The organism is Myxococcus sp. AM010, assembly GCF_013372585.1.
Lineage (GTDB): Bacteria > Myxococcota > Myxococcia > Myxococcales > Myxococcaceae > Myxococcus > Myxococcus vastator.
Genome location: NZ_JABXEO010000019.1, coordinates 13,309 through 36,019, shown reverse-complemented (window position 1 = coordinate 36,019; position 22,711 = coordinate 13,309). Strand labels below are relative to the sequence as shown.

Here is a 22,711-nt window from a genome sequence, read left to right as displayed (position 1 = left end):
GAGCGGGCGGTGTAAACGGGAGCGCGTGAGCGAGCGCTGGGAGCGGCGGTTCCGCCGAGAGGTGAAGGAGCTGGACGCCGCCCTGCGCGGCGTCCTGTCCCGGAGACAGTCCGACGAAGAACTCCGTGCCGCCCTCGAGGAGCTGGCGCGCCGCCCCGCCTTCTCGTCCTTCACCTGGCTGTGGGGGCCTGCCCTCAACGCCAGGGACCGCGTCCGCTTCCGCCCCCTCATGCTGTCCTGCTTCTCGCCCAGCAGCATCACCGCCGCGGGGAAGTGGGTGAACCCCTGGACGGGGGAGAACGCCGCCGCGCTGGAGGCCTGGCGCTCCGACGCGGACCGCGCCGACGACGTGGAGCTGTTCCGCCGCCTCCAGGCCTGGAAGCTCGCGGGCCTGCGCGGCCCCCAGCAGACCGAAGCCTGGCGGGCGGAGGTGGTGCGGCGTGTCCGGGAAGCACCCACGCGCGCGGCGCGGCACACCGAGCTCGCCAAGATGGACCTCGGCTGGGGGCGGCTGGACGAGCCCACCGCCCTGGCGCTGGATGAACGGGACGCGGAGGCCGCCCGGCCCTTCATCCTGGCGCACCTGCCCTGGAACAGGCCCCATGAGCGCTCGTCGCCATGGAACACGCTGCGCGAGCGCGCCCAGGCCCGGGGGGACGCGGGCCTGGCCTCCGCCCTCTACCGGCGGCTGGTGGATGAGCCCACGTGGCGCCGCGATGCCCTGGCGCTCGCGCGCACCGTGCAGGCGCCAGCCGCGCTGGTCACCGCGCTGAAGGAGCACCACCCGGAGACCCCCATGCCGGGCGCGGCGCAGCTCTTCGTGGAGCTGGCGGAAGCGCGCGGGCGCGATGTGGCGCCTTACCTGCTCGGTCACCTGCAGGCGGTGTTTCCCCGCTGGGGCGTGCTCGGACGGAAGAACGCGAAGGGCTTCCCGGACCTGCTGGCGCTCGCGCGGGCGCGCGATTGGGACGACGTGTGGGGCGCGCTCCTGCGCACCTCCGCCACCAGTGAGACGTATGACGCGGAGGTGCGGCGGCTGGCGCGGGACAGCGCGTCGCCTCCGGCCCGGACACAACGCCGGCTGCTCCAACTCGCGGGCGCGGGGGGTGATTGGAATCTCCCTGGCCTGGGCCTGGCCCGGGTGCTGCCGCTGACGGACGCCACCGCCACCGCCCTGTACGCGCGCTTTCCGGAGCTGGTGCGAGGCCCCTTCCGGATGCACGTCGCCTCGGGCTGGCGCGCCGCGTACCCCAAGCTGGTGATGCGCGCGCTGGAGGCGAACGACGAGGACCTGCTGGACTTCCTCGCCAGCCGCGCCGCCATGCACACCCCGGCGGCGGGGAGCGCGAAGGAGTGGGAGCAGGTGCTCGACGCGCTGGCCGCGCACTATGAGGCCTTGCCGAAGGAGGGCGGCGTCTTCGCCCGTCGCGCCGCCAACGCGCTGGGCGCCCTGCCCGCCTATTCCATCTGGAACTTCGACGCGCTGCTGGAGAAGAACCGGCTGGCGCGGCTGTTCTTCCTCCGCTCGGATGACTTCTACCTGGCCGAGCCCCGCGCCGTGCGCGACCTGCTGGAGGCGCCGCAGATTCACGTCCAGGCGCTGGCCTTCCGCCTGCTCGGCCGCGACTGCGCGAAGGCCCGCGAGGTGGCCGCGCGGAACCTGGACCTGCTCCAGGCCACCCTGCTGAGGCCCCTGCACCGGCGCACGCGTCACGCCGCCTTCGGCGCGCTGGCCAACGCCGCCGCCCACGGCGTGGAGGCCGCCCGCGTGCTGGTGCCGCGCGTGCGAGCCGCCTTCGCGCTGCCGGACTCGCGCTATCCCAAGGAGTCGCTGATGGCGCTGCTGGCCCACATGCTGACGCGCTGGCCGGAGCTGCGAAGCCCCGCGGAGGTCCCCCACGTCTTCGGCCCGCCCGCGAAAGGAGACGGCGCGTGACGGCCTCCAGCTTCCTCTACGCCACGCCCTCCGTGTTCGAGTCCACGCGGGAGCGCGCGCGGCTCAGCCTGTCCGCGGACGCGAACCGCCCCGTGCGCTTCCACGCCCGCGTGGCCCGGGACGTCCTGTCCTTGCGGCTCGCGCTCCAGGCGCTCGGCGGGCTCATCTGGCAGTCGGACGCGTGGAACGAGGCCTGGGGCGGGGGGCTGCTGGACCCGCTCATCACCGTGCATCCCGACCGCGTCTTCTTCGAGGCCTTCAGCCAGGACCAGAGCGCCTACGGGCTCGTCATCGTGGACCGCGGCCTCTTCGAGCCCGAGGGCGAGGTGCGCTGCGGCACCACCAACGTGGACTTCACCGCCTGGCTGTGGGCGGCGCTGGCGGAGCTGCGCTCCACCCGGGAGACGCACCTGCGCATCGGTCCGGAGGGGCTCGACGTGCGCACCACCGGCGCGGGCGGACGCTTCGAGCAGAAGGTGGACGTCCCGGAGCCCTGGGTGCGTGGCCTGCTCCAGCTCCAGGGCGGCATGGCCATGCCCGGCACCCGCCTGACGGCGCGGCCGGTGGACCTGCTCGCCGCGGTGCGCTTCCTCTGCCACACCAAGGCCAAGGTGTCACCGCGCGCGCTGCGCTACGAGCTGCACCCGGGCGAGGACGCGCGGCTGATGCTGGAGCCATGGGAGCACCCCGTGCCCTTGAAGGGCGCGGCCCACGGCTACACGGCGCCTCGCATCATCCGGGCCTGGGGCCGCAGGCGGCTGCGGCTGCTGGAGCCGCTGCTGCCCTACGCGGAGCGGGTGGACATCTACCTGAAGGGCCGCGCGCTGCCGCACTTCTACGTCGCGCACCTGCCCGGCGGCGTGCGCTTCCTGCTGGGCCTGTCCGGGTGGACGGCGAACCACTGGACGAACACGGCGGGCATGGACCTGCTGCTGGAGCCGACGCGCGACGCCGCGCTGGCGGAGCGCGTGCTCGGGGTGCTGCGCGAGCGCTTTCATGCCTCGACCGAGGACGTCGCCGCCGCCCTGGGCGTGGAGACAGCGCAGGCCGCGGGGGCCCTGGCGGCGCAGTGCGCGGCGGGACGCGCCCTCTTCGACGTGGAGGCGCGGCGCTGGCGCCACCGCGAGCTGTTCGCCACGCCGGTGGACCTGGGCCGCCTATACCCCCCTGACGCCCGCCGCGAGGAAGCGGCGCGCCTGGAGGCCGCGGGCGAGGTGGAGCTGATGTCCGCGGCGCCACGAGAGACTCGCAAGGTGCGCACGCTGCCCACGCCGGAGGGGCCCGTCACGCGCGAGGTGGTCCACCGGGACTGGGTGGTGCATGGCCGCGCGGGCGCTCAGTCAGGCCTCGAGCTGGTGATGAACGACGAGGACCGCCTCCTCTTCGGCCGGTGCGGCTGCGAGTACTTCAGCGAGCACCTGCTGAACCAGGGCCCCTGCGCACACCTGCTCGCGCTCAGCCGCCTGGCGCGAGCGCGGCGCCGGGAGCGCAGCAGCTCCGAGCCCGCCTCGGCGGACGCGCTCGCGGCCCGGGCGGCGGAGGCGGACGCGCGACGGCAGCAGGCGGACGCGCTTGACCCGGGAGACGACGAATGACGATAACGGCAGGTGCTCTCGGGAGAGGCCAGGGCTCGCAGATGAGCCATGAGTACCGCGGTGCTTCGCCGCGGGGGTGTTCTGTCCCCATCTCTTCGCCAGGGTCCCAGCGTACGCAACGCAGGGAGCCCCGGGTCCAACGCCTCGCAGGTCGTCCCCTGGCCTCTCCCGGAGCACCATGAGCTGGTTCGACACCACCCTCTCCCGGCTCAAGGGGTTGTTCAGGCGCCCCGTGACGCGAAGCACCACCGGGCTGGACGTGCCGCTGGATGCCCACGGCCGTCCCCAGGACGTGGTGAGGGAGACGGTGTCCACGTCGGGCCCCCTGAAGCCGGGGCACCTCAGACAGCTTCGCCGGGATGCGCGGCTGCTCCCCAAGGGCAGCCGCCGCTACACCCCAGGCCGGAAGAAGTGGATGGAGGCCGCCGAGGCCCGGCGGCTGTTCTCCGCCACGCTGCGCACGCGCAACCGGAACCTGCGGGACTTGCTGCCCGACGAGGCCCAGCTGGCGCGCTACGGACTGCCGGTCTGGCGCACGGAGGAGGACGTGGCCGCGGCGTTGGGCGTCTCGGTGGGCGTGCTCCGTCACTACAGCATCCACCGCCCGCGCGAGCGGGTGCGGCACTATGTGACCTTCGCGGTGCCCAAGCGCTCCGGAGGCGTCCGGCTGCTGCACGCGCCCAAGCGGCGACTGAAGGCCCTGCAACGCCGGCTGCTGGCGCTCCTCGCATCGAAGCTGCCCGTGAGCCCTCAGGCCCATGGCTTCGTGCCCGGCCGCTCCATCAAGACGGGCGCCATGCCGCACGTGGGCCGGCGCGTGGTGCTGAAGCTGGACCTGAAGGACTTCTTCCCCTCCGTCACCTTCGCGCGGGTGCGAGGGCTGCTCATCGCCCTGGGCTACGGCTTTCCCGTGGCGGCCACGCTGGCGGTGCTGATGACGGAGTCCGAGCGCCAGCCGGTGGAGCTGGAGGGCACCCTCTTCCACGTCCCGGTGGGCCCGCGCGTCTGCGTGCAGGGCGCCCCCACGAGCCCCGCCCTGTGCAACGCGGTGCTGCTGCGGCTGGACCGGCGGCTGGCGGGACTGGCGCGTCGGTACGGCTACACGTACACGCGCTACGCGGATGACCTCACCTTCTCCGGCGACGACGTCGCGGCGCTGGAGCGAGTCCGCGCGCTGGCCGCGCGGTACGTGCAGGAGGAGGGCTTCGAGGTCAACCGCGAGAAGACCCGCGTGCAGCGCCGGGGCGGTGCCCAGCGCGTCACGGGCGTCACCGTGAATACGACGCTGGGCCTGTCACGCGAGGAGCGGCGGCGGCTCCGGGCGATGCTGCACCAGGAGGGACGCGCGGGGGACGGCGAGGCACGCCGCGCGCACCTCGACGGCCTCCTGGCCTACGTGAAGATGCTCAACCCGGAGCAGGCGGAGCGGCTCGCTCGCCGGCGCAAGCCGCGCGGGACGTGAGCGCGGGCTCAGCTCCGGATGGGCCAGGGCCTGTCGCGCATCCCGGCCTCCCAGTTGTCGTGACGGCCGTCCCAGTACATGACCTTGAGCGCACCGGGGTCCACGTCGTCCAGGCACTGGATGTTGACGGACCGGAACTCCCCACCGAGCTCCTCGACGAACCCGGCGGCGAAGCAATGGATGCCGCAGTGCTTGCAGAACGAGCGGTAGTTCGGGCTCGAGCCCCTCCGGAACTCCCCCAGGTGTTCGGCGCCCGCGGTGACGCGGAAGTCGCTCGGCTTCGGGTAGGCCTGCGCGCCGCCCACCTTGGTGCAGATGGTGCAGTTGCAGCGGCTCACGGGCTCCGACAGGTCCATCTCGGCCTCGAAGCGCACGGCGCCACAAAGACATCCCCCGGTGTAGTGCTGCAGCTTGCTGTCCTTCGTCATGACGGAACCTCCCCGAACGGGTGAACCAACGCCCCCAGGACTAATCCGCTCGAATGACAGGGGTATGTCAGGTATCCGCCGGCCGCCTCTCCTCCGTGAATCCCCGCGCTTCGACCTCTTGCGTCACGCCCCCGCAGACGCAGAGTCACTGGCAGTCGCAACTCAAGGTGGAATCCAGCCTGCCCGCTCGCCGCTGAAAGATGACACTTCCTACCTCGGCGTGGTAACCGGACTCTCCCCTCGTTGGTGGTCAAACGGTGTGCGCTCACGCCCGGCCACCAGCCAGGGTGGTCGCTGTGCACCTCGTGGCCGCCCTGACTACCGCAGGAGAACGAGACATGAGCGTCATGTCAAACGCAGCACTGGCGCTGTCCACAGGTCGCCGGTACCGTGCCTACACCACGCGACACCTGGACGAGCTGACGACTCGGGCCGGGCTCTCCGCGGACGAACGGCTCGCGGTGCAGGCGGTGGCGCACGTGCTGCCCTTCCGGACCAACAGCTACGTCGTGGACGAGCTGATTGACTGGGACGCCGCACCCGCCGACCCCATCTACCGGCTCGTCTTCCCGCAGGCGGACATGCTGCCCGCGGATGACGTGGCGCGCATGGCGGACCTGCTGCGCTCCGGTGCATCCACTTTGGAGCTGAACGCGGCCGCCAACCAGATTCGCGCGCGGCTCAATCCGCACCCCGCCGGGCAGATGGAGCTCAACGTCCCCAAGCTGGCCAACGAAGAGCCCGTCCCGGGCCTCCAGCACAAGTACAAGGAGACGGTGCTCATCTTCCCCAAGCAGGGCCAGACGTGCCACGCCTACTGCACGTACTGCTTCCGCTGGGCGCAGTTCGTCGGGGACGCGGACCTGAAGTTCGCCTCGCGGGAAATCGAGCCCCTGGTGAGCTACATCCGCGCGCACCCCGAGGTCACCAACGTGCTGTTCACCGGTGGCGACCCGATGATCATGACCGAGTCCGTGCTGGCCAAATACATCGAGCCGCTGCTGGACATCGAGCACCTGGAGGCCATCCGCATCGGCACCAAGGCGCTGGCCTACTGGCCGCAGCGCTTCGTCACGGACTCGGACGCGGACGACATCCTGCGCCTGTTCGAGAAGGTGGTCGCCTCCGGCAAGAGCCTGGCCTTCATGGCGCACTTCTCTCATCCCAACGAGATGGCCCCTGACATCGTCCAGGAGGCGGTGCGCCGCATCCGCGGCACCGGCGCGGTCATCCGCACCCAGGCGCCGCTCATCCGCACCATCAACGACACGCCGGACACCTGGGAGCGCATGTGGCGCACGCACCTGCGCCACGGCATGGTGCCGTATTACATGTTCGTCGAGCGAGACACGGGGCCGCAGGACTACTTCGCGGTGCCGCTCGCGGAGGCCTACGGCATCTTCCGCGACGCCTACCAGCGCGTGTCCGGACTGGCGCGCACGGTGCGCGGCCCGTCGATGTCCGCCACGCCCGGCAAGGTGTGCGTGGACGGCGTGGCGGAGATTGCCGGCGAGAAGGTCTTCGTCCTCCACTTCATCCAGGCGCGCGACCCGGAGCTCGTCGGCCGGCCCTTCTTCGCGAAGTACGACGAGAAGGCCTCCTGGCTGTTCGACCTCAAGCCCGCGCTGGGCGCCACCCACTTCCCGTGGGAGCAGCCCGCGCAGTCGTAGCCGCTACGCGGCGGGAGGCCTCGGTCGCGGGCCTTCCGCCTGGGCCGCACGGTGCATACCGTGGCGGCATGCTCGGCGACCGTTCCTGGGGGGAGTGGATTTCGGAGTACTCGAAAAGCCACACCCATGCTGTCAACCGTCTGTGCCATACGGTGGGCATCCCGATGATCGCGGCCTCAATCCCCCTGGCCGCCGCATCCCCATTCGTCCCCCGCCTCTGGAGAGTGCCCGCCGCCCTCTTCGTCGTCGGGTGGAGCGTCCAGTTCGTGGGCCACGCCTTCGAGCGAAAGCCCCCGGAGTTCCTCAAGGACTGGCGCTTCCTCTTCGTGGGCCTGCGTTGGTGGGCCGCGAAGGTGGCGGGCAGGGCTTGACGCCCGCCTGAATGGCTCAGCCCCTGGGAGGCGCCGCCGGCGTGCGCACGTGTTCGGGCCGCACGCCCATGCCCACCAGGCGCGCCGGAATGCGCCGCAGGAAGGGGACGTGCTGGACCAGCCACAGCGGCAAGGGAAGCGCGGTGGACGCCGCCGGACTTCGCAGCGCGGGCCCGAGCACGCGATTCTGGATGAGGACCTGGGCCCGCTGGGTGACACGCGTGGGCCACTCCCGACGCTCCTGGACGCGCCGCAAGTCCATGGGCGTCACGCGCCGGGCGAGCAACGGCCCCGCGAGGATGTTGGCGGCGGCCACCGCGTCCTGCACCGCCAGGTTGATGCCCACGCCGCCCACGGGCGACATGGCGTGCGCCGCGTCGCCAATGCAGAGCAGGCCCGCCTGGTACCAGGTGCGCAGCCGCTCCACCCGCACGGTGAGCAGCTTCACGTCATCCCACGTCGCCAGCTCGTGGGTCCGGTCCGCCAGGAAGGGCGCCAGCCGGGCGAAGTCCTCGCGGAAGGACGCCAGCCCGGCCTCGCGCAAGGCGTCGAAGCTGCCCTTCGCGATGACGCGCCCGCACTGCCACGAGTCGCCCCGGTTGATGAGGATGAAAATCTGGCCCTGCTCGAAGCGGCCCATGGGGTCCTCGGGGTCTCCGGGCTTGCGCGAGGCACGGAACCAGAGGACGTCCATGGGCGCGCCCAGGACCTCCACCTCCAGGCCGGCGCGCTGACGCACCACGGAGGTCCGGCCATCCGCCGCCACCACCAGCGACGCACGGACCTCCAGTGAGCCCTCTGGCGTCCGGGCCTGGACGCCGACGACGCACCCCTCCTCACGCAACACGTCCGTCACCTCCGCACACCGGCGCAGGTGGAACCCCGGGTACGCGGCGGCCTTCCGCGCGAGGAAGTCGAGCAGGTCCCACTGCGGCATGAACGCGATGTAACGCGCGCGCGTGGGCAGGTGAGAGAAGTCTCCGACGACCACGTCATGGGCACCGCGCTGGAAGCGCAACACCGGCGCCTTCTGATGCGGCAAGGCGAGCAGTTCGTCCAGCCACCCCAGCTCGTGCATCAACTCCAGGGTGGAGGGGTGGATGGTGTCGCCTCGGAAGTCACGCAGGAAGTCGGCGTGCTTCTCCAGCACCGTCACCTCCACGCCCGCCCGCGCCAGCAACAGGCCCAGCATCATCCCCGCCGGCCCTCCTCCCACGACACAGCACTGCGTGGTGCGCACCTCGTCGGCCATGTGAGTCCCCCGCCCTGTCAGCTCCAGGCAGCAACATTCTAGGAACGCCTCCCCCCGGAACAACCAGACATTCCAGGACCGGACGTATCTCCGTGACAGCTGCGCGACTCAAGGGGGGCGCCGCTCGGTGAACAAGAAACGGTGTCACTCAAGACCCGTCATGACAGACCGACAAACCGTCCGCCGGGGTCGACAGGACTTGTCAGGCCGCTGGCTCGAAGCCCGGCGCGTGTCCGTCGTCTCACCCCAAAGGACTCATACACATGTCGCGTTTTCGCACTGTCTCAGTGCGCGCTCTTCGGGGCGCGCTGGTGTCATCCGTTTGCCTTGCTTCAGGCGCCTTCGCCCAGGACCTCCGCGGGACCCCGGCCCCGGTCGTGGGCGTGCTCATCAAGGAGGGCCTCGTGCACCCGGGGCTGTTCACCGCCTTCCGGAACCTGCCCAAACACGCCGGTGAGCACAGCCAGCCCCCGGGCGCGCTCATCAACGCCAGCTCACTGCTGCCGTTCAACAAGGCGTTCTACAAGTACGCCGGCTCGCTCACCACGCCCCCGTGCACAGAGGGGCTCCAGTGGTATGTGATGAAGAACCCCATCGAGCTGTCGGACTCGCAGATTGCCGCATTCCAGCGTCTGCCCTACCTCAACCCGAACAACCGCCCGCTGCAGCCGCTGAACGGCCGCACCGTCAGCACGCAACGCGGTCACTGAGGTCTCGGTGGACACGTCCCAGGCCGGGCATGTTCCGGCCTGGGCGGTATCGCGCCCTGACTCCCGTCCCGGGGCGCCGCGCCCGCAGCGCGGGCCTTGTGACCAGGTGCGGCGTTGGGAGCAGCTGGCGACGGCCAGCGCCTCGCGCCATGAGCGGCTCGCGCGCGGTGGCGACGAGGAATCACGGAAGCTGAGGACTCTCAGAATTCCTCCAGACCCTGGGGAAGACGTTGAGGGCCTCTGGGGCGCCGGCTCCGTCCCGCCCGAGGGAAGTATGGTACGAAAAGCCCGTTCCCGCGAACCGGAGGATTGCTTTGACGTTGTTTCGAGTATGTCTGACTTCGCTGCTGGTCTTCGTTGCCGCCTGTGGTGGTGATTCGGCTCCCGCAGTGGCTCCTGATGCCGGCCAGACGCGGCCGGACGCGGGCAGCGAGACGCCGGACGCCGGCGAGGAAATCCCGGACGCCGGCAACGAGACGCCGGACGCCGGCGAGGAAATCCCGGACGCCGGCAGCGAGACGCCAGACGCCGGCGAGGAAATCCCGGACGCGGGCAGTGAGACGCCGGACGCCGGCAGCGAGACGCCAGACGCGGGCGGTGAGACGCCGGACGCGGGCAGTGAGACGCCGGACGCGGGCGTGGAGCCCGAGGTGAGCGTCATCGACAACTGGGGCTTTGAAGAGTGGCCCGGTGCGCTTCCGGAGCGGTGGTTCGGGAGCAAGTCGAACATCACGTCGGACAGCGTGCAGAAGGTGACGACGAACGCCTTCGAGGGCGTGAACGCGGTCCGGCTGACCAACACCTCGGGGACGCACCGGCGCTTCACCACCGGAGCGAAGTCGATGCCCGCGGGCCGCTACGACTGCACCTTCCAGGCGCAAGGCACCGGCGACGTTCGAAACGCCTTCTTCGACGACGACTACTCCAGCTACTCGTCCTACACGGCCATCGACAGCGAGACGTGGACGCAGGTGGCGTACAGCTTCAACCTCGCCAACGACGTCTTCGACACCTTCGAGCTCATCTTCAGCATCCGCAACACCCAGGGCGAGCATCTGCTCATCGACGACGTGCGCTGCGCGCGGGCCGCCGAGCCCTGTGACGCGGTCACCTGCGAGGCCTGGGAGCGCTGTGAGAACGCCACGGCGACCTGCGAGCCGCTCGCCGGCCGGTGCAACGATGCCGCGGACTGCAGCGAGTGGCAGGCCTGTGACGAGACGAACACGTGCGTGGTCGCCGCCGGCCGCTGCACGCGCCACGCGGACTGCGCGGGGACGCCGGAGACGCCGGTCTGCGATACGGCCAGCCACCTCTGCGTCGAGGGTGACCTTTGCGCTGGCGTCGTGTGCGACCACCCGGCGACGAGCTGCAACCCCACGAGCGGTGTGTGCGAGCTGTCCGCGGGGGCCTGCTTCACCACGTACGACTGCGTGGGTGAGCTGCCCGCCTGCGACACGGCCACCGGGCGCTGCGTGTCCGCCGACCACCCCGCGAACATCATCCGCAATGGTGGCTTCGAGAGCTGGAACACCTACAACATCCCCTACCACGGGGACCATCTCATCCCGGACTACTGGTACGGGCTCGACAACGGCGTCGCCGACCCGGGCACGGAAATCAAGCCCTCGCGCCTCGTGCGCTACACGGCGGCGGTGCACGGCGGTTCGTCGGCGCTGCAGTTCGTGGTCCCCATCCAGGTCGCCGAGCGCTTCACGTCGGAGAAGTTCAACGTCCCCAGCGGCAACTACTCCTGCTCGTACCGGGTGCGGGGCCACGGCACCCTCCGGCATCGCAGCTACTCGAGCGCCGGATGGAGCCCGGCCACCGACTTCCTCACCGTCGACAGCGACGCGTGGCAGCCGGTGTTCTTCCGCATCACGGGCAACGTGCGTGACTGGCGGCTGTTCTTCTATCCGAGCCGCAGCGAGGCCGACCGCGACCACCTCCAGGTCGACGACGTCGTCTGCACGAAGGACTGACCCGGCGGGCGGAGGCGCCGGACACGGCCCTCCGCCCCCCGGTGTCTCAGGGCAGCGGCATCGGGATGGGCCCCGAGTAGGACCAACGGTCGATGACGCCATCAGGGCCGTGCGAGCCGTTGGTGTTCCAACCTCAGGCGAAGACGGAGCCATCCCCGCGCACGGCGATGACGTGGGTGGCGCCCATGCCCATGGAGGACAGCGGCGCGACCTCCGCCGAGGAGGCCGTGGGCTCCGGATGCGACTGCACCGTGAAGCCCATGGCGAGCTGGCCGTTGACGTTCTGTCCCCACGCCAGCAGCGAATCGTCCGCGAGCCGCACGAAGCTGTAGTTGCCGCTGGCGAACGCGGCGCGCGCCTGGGTGACGTTCTTCACCTTCACCGGCGCGGCGCTCTCGCCGCCCGGGGTGAGGGCGCCCGTGCCGAGCTGGCCGCTGGCGTCCAGGCCCCACGCGGGCACCGTGCCGTCCGCGTGCACCGCGAGGAGGTGGTGCCGTCGCCCATCTGACCGTTCTGGTTGTTGCCGAAGGCGCGCACCGTGCCGTCCTCCATCAACACCATCGAGTGGCGGAGGCCTGGGCCCACCGCGACCGCGCCCGACAGCCCCGGCACGCGCGTGGCGGCGTAGCGAGGGGTGACGTCCGGCGGCCGCGTCTCGCCGTCCACGGGCGGAGTGCCCAGGCCGAGCTGGCTGTCCCCGTTCTCTCCCCACGTCCACACCTCTCCGCCGGCGGTGAGCGCCATGGCGAAGTTCTGGTTGAAGGCGATGGAGGCCACCGACTCCAAGCCCGGGACGACTCGAAGCCGGACACCGGGGTGGCCACCGTCACGCGAGGGGGGGGCGGGGACGCCGGGCGCGCTCACCACGTCCGACCCGCAGGCGACTGGAACAAGCGACTTCTACATCCTGGAATGGCTGGTGCTCGACGGGTATTGCGCCATTTTCAGTGTCCCGGAAGGAATGCCCAAGATTCACAAGCCCGCACGCGGCATCCGCATGGGCGCCGAATATCCCGACGGGCTGCGGTTCAACATGACCAAGCAAGAACCGGGACTGAAGATTGCCGACGTCATCCCCAATGCCGTGAATTACTTCATGGTGTCGAAGCGCATGAAGGAACTCCTCATGCAGCATTCCGGTGCGGAAATCGAGTTCCTCCGCTTCGTGCTGTTGAATCACCGTGGGCGGGTCGCGAACGAGGACTGCTACATCGCGAACGTCGTCGGCATGCAGGACTGCGTGGACATGGAGAAGACAGAAGGCGACCCGGATCCGCTGAAACCGGACCGCTTCATGTACCTGCGCCGCCTGCTGTTGCAGGAGGACAAGGTGCCTCCTGGAGCAAAGCTCTTCCGCACCGCGGCCGCCCCCCCGGCTGATGATTGTCCGCAAGGACCTCAAGGAACAGCTCGAGAAGGACGGCGTCACGGGCATCACCTGGTATCCCGTGGGCTCAGAGGTGGACATCGCGCTATGAGTCACGACGCCGTGGCTATTGCCCGACTCAACCGCTGCGTAGATGGGTCAGACCGTGGTCTGCGCGCGTCGCACCGCGCAGCACCTGCCCGCCTCTGGGGCGGCTCATCCAACCGGCCTATGGATACTCCAGGCGGCGCATGGGTATCCTCTCTTCCATGACGCTCGTAATCCGCCAGGCGCAGTTGGAGACCTTCGGGGAGGCTTCTCGCCATCGGTTCGAGTCGCGGCTCTGCGACCTTGTGCGCCAGCACTGGCGGGAGTCATGCGAGGCGATGTCGCCGTCCGACCTCCACAAGTTCGTAGAGGACGGCATCGCGCGGGGCCGGCGCTACGGCCTCACCTCTGAGAGAGACCTCGCGCGCTTCGTCAACGTCCAGTTCGCGCTCGGCGCCGAGTTCGACGCAGATCCCCGCCATGCCTGGGCCGCAGATGTGCTCAAGGCCTCTGGCGTCCCCGCGTCCACCCGCGTCGACCAGCTCTGCGAGCTCACCGCCGGGGCCCTGCGATGAGCACTCAAGAGAACTTCGCCCACCTCCAAGCCGACACACAGTCCTTCCCGGACCGCCCCGTGGACTCGGCGGTGGAGCCCTGCCCGCTCCAACAGAAGGTGCGCATCCGGCTGGTGGTGCGGAATCACGACTTTGGCGTGTACACCCACAAGAAGTACCGGCTGACCATCGACTCGGCATCCGTCGACGGGAACACGGGCGACAGTGGCCTGGTCGACCAGTTGGTCCCCAAGGCGGCACGCCAGGCGGTCCTCAAGGTGTGGCTCGCCGAAGGGCTTCCGCCGCGGACCTGGAACCTGGAGCTGGGCAAGCTCAAGCCCCCGTCCACCGTCCAAGGCGTACAGGCGCGCTTGAGCAACCTCGGCTTCGGACAGGGCCCTGTTGACGGCGACGCGGGCTCCGACACGCGGAAGGCGCTCATGGCCTTCCAAGCGGACTTTGGCCTCGAGCCCAGTGGCGAGCTTGACGACGGTACCCGGTCCCGCCTTGACGAGGTCTACCGGTCGCGCCAGGAGGCGCCCCCACTGGAGGGCGTCTGGCGTCCCAAACCCGGCAAACGCTTCAAGCGCTCAAAGGATCGCACGGCGAATGCGCCGGTTCCCGGTGTCCGCGATGAATAGGCTGCGCCCGGCCTGGTCGACCGCCAGGCCGCGAGGCCCATTCAGTTGAGCCGCCCCCGGCAGGCCACCGTCGCCCGCGAAACCTGCCGCGCCCGTGCCCGCCAGCGTGGTGATGACGCCTTCCTCCACCTTGCGCACCCGCGCTTGCGGCGTGCAGGTGATGTAGACGACACCTGCGCCGTCCACGGCGAGCCCCTGCGGGGTGTCGAGCTGCGCCGCGTTCGCCGCGGCACCGTCCCCGGTGTTCCCCTGCACGCCCGTGCCCGCCAGCGTGCCCATCGTGAAGGTGTCCGTGGTGTCGTCATACGCAATCATGCGGACACGGTGGTCGCCGACGGTCGCCACGTAGACGTTGCGCGAGTTGTCCACGGCGACAGCGACCGGCGTGTGGAGCGACGCCGCGCCGGGCGCTCCACCATCCCCCGCGAACGCCGCGTTGCCGTCACCCGCGAAGGTGGTGATGCTCCCAGTGGCGATGGAGAGCGCGCGGATGCAGTGGTTTCCCTGGTCGCAGATGTACAGCACGTCGCCCTTGAAGTCATAGGCGACGTCGGTGGGGGTATCGAGCTGCGCTAGCAGGGCATCACCGTCGTCACCGAAGAACCCCTGCGTCCCATCGCCCGCGACGAGTGAGATGTTGCGAGACCTGAGGTCCACGCGGCGCACGCGGTGGTTCCCACTGTCCGCGACGTAGAGCGCATGGTGGTCGCGGTCGTAGGCCAGCCCCGCCGGGGTGTCCAACCGCGCCGCCGCCGCGGGGTGATTCGCATCCCCCGCGTGGCCGTTGTGGCCATTGCCCGCGCACGGATAGATTTCGATGGTGCTGTCCACCCGCCGGACGCGGTGGTTGCCGGAGTCGGCGATGAAGACCTCCTCACGCCCACAGGCCACCGCCAACGGCGTGTCGAGCTCGGCCGCGATGGCATCAAAGTTGTCGCCATCGAACCCTGGCGTGCCGCTCCCCGCGAACCCGTCAATGGAGCCATCCGCCACGATGACCTTGCGAACCCGGTGGTGCGCCCGGTCGACGATGTAGACATCGTCCGTGGCGTCGACCGCGACGGCACAGACGGCGTTGAAGGTCGCCCCGGTCGCGAGCCCGCCGTCCCCCCCATTCCCGTTGGCGCCCGTGCCCGCGAACGTGCGGATGGTGCCGTTCGCCGCGTTCACGCATCGCACGCGGCGATTGCCGCGGTCGGCGATGTACACGTGGCCCGCGGAGTCGACCGCTACGCCACAGGGGGCGTTGAGCTGGGCTGCGTCCGCGGCCGCGCCGTCCCCCCCGAAGCCTTGCGTCCCATCGCCCGCGAAGGCCGTGATGAGCCCCTCCGAGACCTGACGCACGCAGTGGTTTCCCGTATCCGCGATGTAGAGCCCGCCGCCCATGTCCAACGCCACCGCGGTCGGCGCGTTCAGGGTCGCGGCGGCAGGCGGGCCGTCGTCGCCCGCGTGGCCCGCGCCCCCCGTGCCCGCGAAGGTCTGAATCCTCCCCGTCGTCAGGTTCACGCAGCGGATGCGGTTGTTGCCGGTATCCGCGATGTAGAGCAGGTTGTCCGCCACCGCGAGCGCCAGACCGCCGGGGGCGTTGAGCAGGGCCGCAGTGGCGAGCCCCCGGTCACCCCCGAAGCCCTGGGCGCCAGTCCCCGCGATGGTGGTGATGATTCCCGTGGACAGGTTGACCTCGCGGACCCGGTGCGACGCCGAATCCGCGATGAAGAGGCGGTTGCGTGAGGTGTCCACCACGAGGCCCGCCGGCGTGCGGAGCCGGGCGTTCGTGGCCAGCGCGTCAGCGTCACCCGCGTACCCCGGGTTGCCGTCTCCGGCGAACGGGCGGATGACCCCCGCGGCGTCAATGACGCGCACGCGGTGATGCCCGGGGTCGGAGACATAGACGTTCCAATCCGCGTCGTACTCCAGGTGCGTTGGCGTATTGAATTGCGCGGCGGTCGCCTGCCCCGCGTCTCCCAGGTTGCCGTTCGCGCCCGTGCCCGCGAAGGTCGAAACGGACGCCGGAAACATGCCGAAGAAGTGGTGGATGGAGAGCGAACAAGGCCCGTTCGGACAGACGCGCGGGTGACGGTGGCACCCAACCTGCGGGGCACCGCAGGCACCGGCGAACGCGACGCGGGCGGCCGCCACCGCGGCGCGCGCGACCTCCGCCAGCGCGAGGCTGGGCGTGCCACAAATGGCGGCCACCGCGGCGATGCGCGGCAGGAGCTTGGCGTTCACGTTGTCGGTGAGCATCGCGGGTGCGAACGCCCGCGGATTGATGGGAATCGCGGGCACCAGCGCGGCAGCCGCCGCGATTGCCACGCGGACATCCTCGCGGATGGCCGCCATCGCAGCCACCGCGGTCGCGGCTGCCTCCGCCGGCCCTTGCGAGTAGTGGCCACCCGGCTGTCCGATTCGCGCCTGGGACGCGGCGCACACGGCCGCGGTCACCGCCGTCTTGATTTGCGCGTCGTTCGGTACGTTGGCCCCATTGCGCGCGTGGGCCGCGAGCACGATGCGCGCCGCGAAGCCGGTGGGGATGGCGTCATGGACCGCCTCCAGGGTGTCGGCGTGCGCCGCACAGCCAAACGCCTGCGCCGCCGCCTCCTTCGCCTGGTCTGGCAGCGTCGGAGCGTTCAACGGGTCGCTCAGCAGGTCCGCGACGACGATTTCGACGAAGTTCGTGACCTCCTGGGCGCACTTCGCGGCGGCGAGCATCACGCAATCGACGACCGCGGCGGCCAGGGCCTGGAGATTGGCATGCGACGCGACGGTCGCCGTCGCCACGACGGTCCCCAGGGCCCCCGTGAGCGAGACATGCGTGCCGGCCAATCCCGCCATGTCCGCCGCCCGCTGCGGGAGCGTGCGCGGAGGGACCTGGACAGCGGGGACGAGCATGGCGTTGGCCACGAGCTGAATCTTGCCCTCGATTGCCGCCTGGTAGGCCGCGCCCACCGCCACCTGGGCCCGCGTACCCAGCACGTTCTGGTAGACATCAATCTCCGCCGCGGCCGTGGCCAGGAGCGCCACCGCCGCGCCGTTTATCGCCTGCGGGGTATGGGTGGCGTCCGCGTAGCACGGCCCACGGGCCGCGCCCGGCCACAGGATGCCCACGTTGCCCCGCGGCCCCGCGTACTTCGCGGCGAACTCCGCGCCCCCGGTATCCATCCGGTGGTCGTCGTCCCACTCGCGGCTCTCGTACGCCGCCACCCCCTGGTCGATGTTCGGGTGACCGAACGCATTGCCCCAGCCAAACGAATAGGCAATCAGGTACTCCGCCGCGCGATTGGGGCGCGGCACATACGGAGCGTGGCCCACCGGCGCCCCGTGGTGTCCGGCGACGAGCCCCACGCACTGCTGGTCCACCCCGTGACGGAAGACCTGCTGATTGGCCAAGTGGGGCAACTGCTCGAACGTGGCATCGCCCGTGAGCAACATGTACTGCCCCGCCACCCCGGGGTTTTCAATCCGCAGCGCGAGCCCCGAGTTGTTCGTGCCGTTGCCCGAGCACTTGATGACCCGGAAGTGTGAGTGCGTGGACCGGCGCATGACCGGGGCATTGTGCCAGTCCTCGTCGGGCCACTTGTGGATCGTACACCCCTCACCGTCGAGCGACTGCTCCAACGCCACCGCGCTGTTGCTCTTCTGGATGGAGGCGCGCCAGGCGATGTTCGACCGGTCTTGCGCTGGCGCCAGGACGTGCAGGTTGTTGACGGCATGCGCGTTGGTCATCTGGAGCAGCGCGCGGTAGTGGTCCTCGTCCCAGTGCGACTGAATCACGCGGGAGTAGGCGGCGTCGATGCAGTACGTGGGCGCTGGGTGGGGATAGGTGAATTGACTGCCGCTCATCCCGCCCCCCAGGTCGTAGTAGATGAACGGGCGCCAGTTGTCGTTGAAGACGACGTTGCAGTTCCCCTGGCCCACGTCGACGACCACCACGAAGCGTGGCCTGCTCGCCGCCCCGACAGGAAACCAGTTCTGGAGCAGGAGGTCGGCGGTCCCTTGATTGAGATTGATGATTGGCACGGGTCAGTCCTCCACCCAGATCTGGCTCATGCGCTTCAGCTTCCGCAGCGCCCAGGGCGTGTCCGGGACCCGGGCGATGCCGCGCATGAACCACCGGGAGTCGATTTCGCCGGACAACCCAGCCAGGGCCGGGTTGGTGGCGCCTTGGGGCACGAAATGGATGTCGATTGCCACCAGGGGTCGATTGTCGCGAGGGTCGTCATTGCGGTTGACGACCATCTCCACCCAGTTGCCTGAAAGAAAGTAGGGCTCGTCGCCGTCGACCGCGGTGACGATGTCCTGCAGCACGTTGATGGGGACAGTCAAATCCACGACGCAGAACTTGCTGACCTGCCCCGCCGTGTTCCAGCGCGGCATGTCGCTGAGGTCGTCCTGGAGCTGGCCGAACCACTGCTGGTCGATGCACTCGAAGATGACGTGAAAGAAGGGAACGCCCTTCGAGTCCTCTCGTTCGATGTCGCGAATGTAGGCGTACAGGTACTCGTCGTAGACCACCAGCGCATCGAGGTCCCCCTGGTGGTTCACCTCGAAGACCTGGACCTCGTGCGAGTCGTCATCGGACACCTCCATCACCGAGTCCGCCTCGCACCCTCCATCACACTGGCCCTCGTCATTGCAGACGGTGCAGATATTGACGCCACATTGGAAGCAGGCGTCGAACTCGTCCCGGTGGCCGAAAGGATCCCTGCAAGGAATGTACATGGCAGCTCTTCCGCAGGCCGCCGGCGCCTGGGCCTCCTCGCGCGTGGTGGAAGTCCGGCCGTTAGAGAGTGTCGCGCGTCCGGTAGCGGGTCACAAGCACCGCCGCGGGAATTTCTCCGCCAGCACGCCGCGGAGCTCCGCGGCGCCTTCGCCTGGAGCGCATCCTGAATGATACACGCATGTTACATCCGCAGCCACGCTGAAGCTGCCACAGCGCATCATCTGCATCGGGGTCCGTGACAACTCAGCCCCGGGTCAGACATCAAATCTTGCGTGTCTTTCGCTACCCATCTTCCGCGCACCCGTGGCTCGTGGTCTTGCAAGGGGGGCCGCGACGCCAGGCATCCTCCCAGCGCCACGGCTCGGTTCCCCCACTGAGAAATGGAGTTCGTGATGAAACACCCCCTCTTGAGCATATTCGGGCTCGTCGGCGTCGTCTGCGCCACGGGTGCCCCCTCCGTCGCCGAGGCCCAGGTCCCGCCCCCGTCCTGGGTGCGCCAGCTCGGCGCCCACCATGACGAGCAGGCCCACGCCGTGGCCGTCTCGGGCACGAGCGTCTACGTGGCGGGCCAGACGACCAGCCAGCTCGGTGCCGACCCGCAGGCTGGCGGTCAGGACGCCTTCATCGCCCGGTACGACACCGCCGGCAACCTCCAGTGGGTCCGCCAGTTCGGCACCGCGCAGATGGACCGCGCCACCGCCGTGGCCGCCGACGCGGACGGCAACGTGTACGTGGCCGGCACCACCTTCGGCAGCCTCGACTTCTACACCAACGCGGGCGGCATCGATTACTTCATCGCCAAGTACGACGCCGCCGGCAACCGCGAATGGCTGAGCCAGAACGGCACGCAGATGGACGACTTCGCCACGGGCCTCGCCGTCGGCGCGCCCGACAAGCTCTTCTTCACCGGCTACACCGGCGGCAGCTTCGCCAACGGCGGCAACCCCAGCAACTACGACATCGTCGTCGCGCTCTACGACACCGCGGGCAACCCGTACTGGCTCCAGCAGTACGGCACTTCCGTGAGTGACCTGGCGCGCGGCATCGCCATCACGCCCACCCATGAGGTCTACGTCGTCGGCAACACCTACGGCAGCCTCGACGGCACCACCACGCCGGTGAGCACCGACATCTTCCTGCTCAAGCTCAACCTCCTCGGCGTCCAGCAGTGGGTCCGGCAAATCGACGCGGGCGAGCTCGATGACGCCAAGAGCGTCGCCGTGGGCCCCGACGGCGGCGTCTACCTCGCTGGCGAGACGTTCGGCAGCCTCGACGGCAACGTCAACAACGGCACCGTCGACGTGCTGCTCGCCCGCTACGACAGCGCGGGCAACCGCCAGTGGAGCCGCATGCTCGGCGGCTCGCAGACCGACTACGCGTTCGGCGTCTCCGTCACCGCGAACAACGTCGTGCAGCTCGTCGGCTACACCTCCGACGCGCTCGACGGCAACCCGCCTGCTGGCTCCTTCGACGCCTTCCTCACCCGCTACGACGCGCTCGGCACCAAGCTGGGCACCCGCACCCTGGGCACCCCGTTCCAGGACATCGCGCGCGGCGTGGCCGTGGACGCCGCCGGCAACGCCTACGTCGCCGGGCAGACCTTCGGAAGCCTGGGGGGCAACACCAGCGCCGGCGGCTACGACGCCTTCCTCGCCCGCTTCTGATTCGACAGGAATCCCATACGGCCGTTCCGACGCGGCACTCCCGCCGGGCACCGGCAGCGCCCTCCGCGGTCGCCTGACGCGGAGGGTGCGGCAGCCCGCCCCTCCCCGAGCAGGGCCCAAGCCCACCTCCCCCTGCCTGCCTTCAACTGCGACGGGAGGGCGTGTGGCAGCTCCGCCGTCGCCATGGCCCTCGTCCTCAAGGGAGCGCTCCGGTTGCGCCTCGCTCCGCCCGGACTCAAAACGTGAGGAGACGGAGTGCTGGGGGGCCCATCGCGAAGGGGAGCATCGTGGCCTGAGACAGGGGGATACATGCGAGCAAGGCTCAACGCGCGGGCGGGCACCTGCCTCCTCGCAATGGCGCTGGGAGTGTGGGGCGGAGGGGCGTGGGCCGGGACGCCAGGGGCGCGGACGGTCGTCACGCTGGCCTTCGACGACGGACTCGAGGAGCAGCGACAGGTGCTGGACATGCTTTCGGCCTCGGGGCTGAAGGCGACCTTCTTCATCATCAGCGGGCGGGTGGGCCAGTCGGGCTTCATGAACGTCGATGACCTGCGCCGCCTGGCCGCGGCCGGACACGACATTGGGGGGCACACGCTGCAGCACGCGGAGCTGGCGACGCTGACGCCCGAGAACCAACGACAGGAGATTTGCGAGGACCGCCTGCGGCTGCTCAGCTGGGGCTTCTCGCCCACCGCCCTCGCCTTCCCCTTCGGCTCGAACGATGCGGCGGTGAACCAGATGGCCGCGACGTGCGGCTACAACGCCGCGCGCGACGTGCGAGGCCTGGTGGACACCTGTGGTTCCTGCCCCGCGGCCGAGACAATCCCTCCCTTCGACCCCTACGAAATCCGCACGCCCGCCACGGTGACGCGCGACGACGGACTGGAGCAATTGCAGGCGTGGGTCACCACGACGGAGGCCGCGGGGGGCGGCTGGGTGGTCGTCGTCTTCCACTTCGTGGAGCCGGACTGCACCAGACACACCTATTGCGTGCAGCCCGACGTCCTCCAGGCGTTCATGGGCTGGCTCGCGCAGCGGGCACCGCTGGGGACAGAGGTGCGCACGATGCAGGACGTCCTGGGCGGTGCGGCGCAGCCCGCGGTGCACCCCTTGCCCCAGGCGCCCACGGCCGCACTGAAGAACCCCTCGCTCGAGGACGACGCGAACGGCGACGGCGTGCCCGACTGCTGGCAACTGGGCCCCATCCACGGTGGCGCCGCGCGCGCCGAGCGCTCGGCCGAGGCGCACAGCGGCGCCTGGTCCTACCGGCTCGAGCGCGTGGAGGCGTCCGGGGGCGCAGCATCCATCCAGGTGCTGCGCGACGACGGCACCTGCGCACCAGCCGTCACGCCGGGGCGCGGTTCGCGGGTGAGCGTCTGGTACCGCGCCAGCGCCCCGCTGCACCTGGAAGCGGCCGTGAAGGGGGCGGATGGGACGTGGAAGGTGTGGGACCGCGGCCCGAGCCTGCCGCCCGCGGAGGCCTGGACGGAGGCGTCGTGGGAGCTGCCCATCGCGCTGCCGGCCGACGCGTTCGGACTGAGCGTGGGCGTCGCCCTGGAAGGGGTCGGATGGGCGCTGGTGGACGACTTCGGGCTGGCGGAGGCGGAGGCGCCCGCGGCGAGGCTGGTGCTGGACGCACCAGCCGGCGGAGAGGACTTCGTCGTGGGACAGGAGGTGGAGGTGAGGTGGTCCACGCTCGGCGACGTGCGGACGCTGGACGTGGCGTACTCCACGGAGGCGAGCGCCACCTGGATGCCGGTAGCCACCTCGGTGGAGAACACGGGGCAGCTCATCTGGCGCGTGCCCGACGTGCCGAGCCGGGAGGCGGTGCTGCGCGTCGCCAGCACCGCGGACGGGGCGGTGTCAGGCGTGAGCCCGCCCTTCCGCATCCTGGCCGAAGCCACGCAGCCAGGCATCGTGGAGACGCCACCCGGAGAGACGCCCCCCGCGGAGCAGCCTCCTGGGGAGCCGCCACCCGAGGAGGCCCTGGGTGACGGGCAGGTGGACGGCGCGAGCGGTGGTTGTGGGGGATGTGAGGGCGCGGGTACCGGTCAGCTGTTTCTCGCGGTGGCCGGCGGCCTCTTTGCCCTCTCGCGTTCGCGAGCGAGAAGGAGATTCGAGGCACCGCCAACGCGAGGGGGGCATCACGCCCCGCACCCGTGCTCATCCCTGGGGCCTGGATGCTGTCCACATCGGCCTCGGCACTCGGCGCGGTGGCGGCAAAGCACGTCCCCAGGAGGGGAAGGAGACGGCCAGGGTGGCGACTGAGGCAGCGGCGAAGACGGAACATCGCAGGTGCCGCGGCGGGGGCTGAA

The 22,711-nt window shown here is 70.1% G+C and carries 18 protein-coding genes; 12 read left to right on the top strand and 6 right to left on the bottom strand.

The features are described from left to right. Positions 1-25 precede the first annotated feature (25 nt). The 3 genes from HV826_RS12275 (at position 26) to HV826_RS12265 (ending at position 4,993) form a co-directional block, all read left to right on the top strand. Positions 26-1,936: a gliding motility protein gene (locus HV826_RS12275; RefSeq protein WP_176417199.1), complete on the top strand. Its 1,911-nt coding sequence runs from the start codon at positions 26-28 to the stop codon at positions 1,934-1,936. Next, entirely contained in the window at positions 1,933-3,531 is a 1,599-nt protein-coding gene (locus tag HV826_RS12270) for a hypothetical protein (protein ID WP_176417198.1), read from the top strand. Before HV826_RS12275 ends, HV826_RS12270 begins: the two co-directional genes overlap by 4 nt. Before the next feature lie 178 nt (positions 3,532-3,709). Next, positions 3,710-4,993, top strand: a complete 1,284-nt coding sequence (locus tag HV826_RS12265) for a reverse transcriptase family protein (protein ID WP_176417197.1) — start codon at positions 3,710-3,712, stop codon at positions 4,991-4,993. Between the two features lie 8 nt (positions 4,994-5,001). On the opposite strand, the gene HV826_RS12260 is transcribed toward HV826_RS12265, so the two are convergent. Beyond that, positions 5,002-5,421 (bottom strand): GFA family protein, encoded by a 420-nt coding sequence (locus HV826_RS12260; RefSeq protein ID WP_176417196.1) that lies wholly within the window; start codon positions 5,419-5,421, stop codon positions 5,002-5,004. A gap of 338 nt (positions 5,422-5,759) precedes the next feature. On the opposite strand from HV826_RS12260, the gene HV826_RS12255 reads away from it, so the two are divergent. Together HV826_RS12255 and HV826_RS12250 are read left to right on the top strand one after the other, a co-directional pair. Further along, complete coding sequence (locus tag HV826_RS12255; RefSeq protein ID WP_176417195.1) at positions 5,760-7,091, top strand: KamA family radical SAM protein; 1,332 nt, start codon at positions 5,760-5,762, stop codon at positions 7,089-7,091. Positions 7,092-7,159: 68 nt separating this feature from the next. Next, positions 7,160-7,462 carry an Mpo1-like protein gene (locus HV826_RS12250; RefSeq protein WP_176417194.1) on the top strand — a complete coding sequence of 101 codons (303 nt, stop codon included), beginning with the start codon at positions 7,160-7,162 and terminating at the stop codon, positions 7,460-7,462. Between the two features lie 16 nt (positions 7,463-7,478). On the opposite strand, the gene HV826_RS12245 is transcribed toward HV826_RS12250, so the two are convergent. Further along, positions 7,479-8,714 (bottom strand): FAD-dependent oxidoreductase, encoded by a 1,236-nt coding sequence (locus tag HV826_RS12245; protein ID WP_176417193.1) that lies wholly within the window; start codon positions 8,712-8,714, stop codon positions 7,479-7,481. 263 nt (positions 8,715-8,977) lie between these two features. On the opposite strand from HV826_RS12245, the gene HV826_RS12240 reads away from it, so the two are divergent. Both HV826_RS12240 and HV826_RS12235 read left to right on the top strand, forming a co-directional pair. Next, positions 8,978-9,424, top strand: coding sequence for a carbonic anhydrase family protein (locus HV826_RS12240; RefSeq protein ID WP_176417192.1), 447 nt, complete (start codon positions 8,978-8,980; stop codon positions 9,422-9,424). A gap of 389 nt (positions 9,425-9,813) precedes the next feature. Further along, positions 9,814-11,403, top strand: coding sequence for an invertase recombinase-like protein (locus tag HV826_RS12235; RefSeq protein ID WP_368670899.1), 1,590 nt, complete (start codon positions 9,814-9,816; stop codon positions 11,401-11,403). Between the two features lie 133 nt (positions 11,404-11,536). Here the strand turns inward: HV826_RS12235 and HV826_RS37120 are convergent, their stop codons facing one another. After that, positions 11,537-11,785 carry a hypothetical protein gene (locus HV826_RS37120; protein ID WP_255217175.1) on the bottom strand — a complete coding sequence of 83 codons (249 nt, stop codon included), beginning with the start codon at positions 11,783-11,785 and terminating at the stop codon, positions 11,537-11,539. Beyond that, positions 11,782-12,180, bottom strand: coding sequence for a hypothetical protein (locus HV826_RS37115; RefSeq protein WP_368670898.1), 399 nt, complete (start codon positions 12,178-12,180; stop codon positions 11,782-11,784). The genes HV826_RS37120 and HV826_RS37115 overlap by 4 nt, the downstream gene beginning before the upstream one ends. Here HV826_RS37115 and HV826_RS12225 point away from each other — a divergent pair. From HV826_RS12225 to HV826_RS12215, 3 genes are all read left to right on the top strand, one after another. Beyond that, on the top strand, positions 12,146-13,042 hold the full coding sequence (locus tag HV826_RS12225; protein WP_176417173.1) for an imm11 family protein: 897 nt from the start codon (positions 12,146-12,148) through the stop codon (positions 13,040-13,042). The two genes, HV826_RS37115 and HV826_RS12225, sit on opposite strands and share 35 nt — an antisense overlap. A gap of 113 nt (positions 13,043-13,155) precedes the next feature. Next, positions 13,156-13,392, top strand: a complete 237-nt coding sequence (locus HV826_RS12220) for a hypothetical protein (protein WP_176417190.1) — start codon at positions 13,156-13,158, stop codon at positions 13,390-13,392. After that, positions 13,389-14,012 carry a peptidoglycan-binding protein gene (locus tag HV826_RS12215; protein ID WP_176417189.1) on the top strand — a complete coding sequence of 208 codons (624 nt, stop codon included), beginning with the start codon at positions 13,389-13,391 and terminating at the stop codon, positions 14,010-14,012. Before HV826_RS12220 ends, HV826_RS12215 begins: the two co-directional genes overlap by 4 nt. Here the strand turns inward: HV826_RS12215 and HV826_RS38070 are convergent. Then, positions 13,962-18,029: a hypothetical protein gene (locus HV826_RS38070; RefSeq protein ID WP_176417188.1), complete on the bottom strand. Its 4,068-nt coding sequence runs from the start codon at positions 18,027-18,029 to the stop codon at positions 13,962-13,964. The genes HV826_RS12215 and HV826_RS38070 overlap by 51 nt on opposite strands. Before the next feature lie 3 nt (positions 18,030-18,032). After that, complete coding sequence (locus tag HV826_RS12205; protein ID WP_176417187.1) at positions 18,033-18,731, bottom strand: hypothetical protein; 699 nt, start codon at positions 18,729-18,731, stop codon at positions 18,033-18,035. A 393-nt stretch (positions 18,732-19,124) separates the two neighbouring features. Here HV826_RS12205 and HV826_RS12200 point away from each other — a divergent pair, with 393 nt between their 5' ends. Both HV826_RS12200 and HV826_RS12195 read left to right on the top strand, forming a co-directional pair. Beyond that, the gene (locus HV826_RS12200; protein WP_217918596.1) at positions 19,125-20,396 is read left to right on the top strand and encodes an SBBP repeat-containing protein; all 1,272 of its coding nucleotides are present in this window, start codon (positions 19,125-19,127) and stop codon (positions 20,394-20,396) included. 309 nt (positions 20,397-20,705) lie between these two features. Next, on the top strand, positions 20,706-22,664 hold the full coding sequence (locus tag HV826_RS12195; RefSeq protein ID WP_176417186.1) for a polysaccharide deacetylase family protein: 1,959 nt from the start codon (positions 20,706-20,708) through the stop codon (positions 22,662-22,664). The last annotated feature ends 47 nt before the right edge of the window (positions 22,665-22,711 follow it).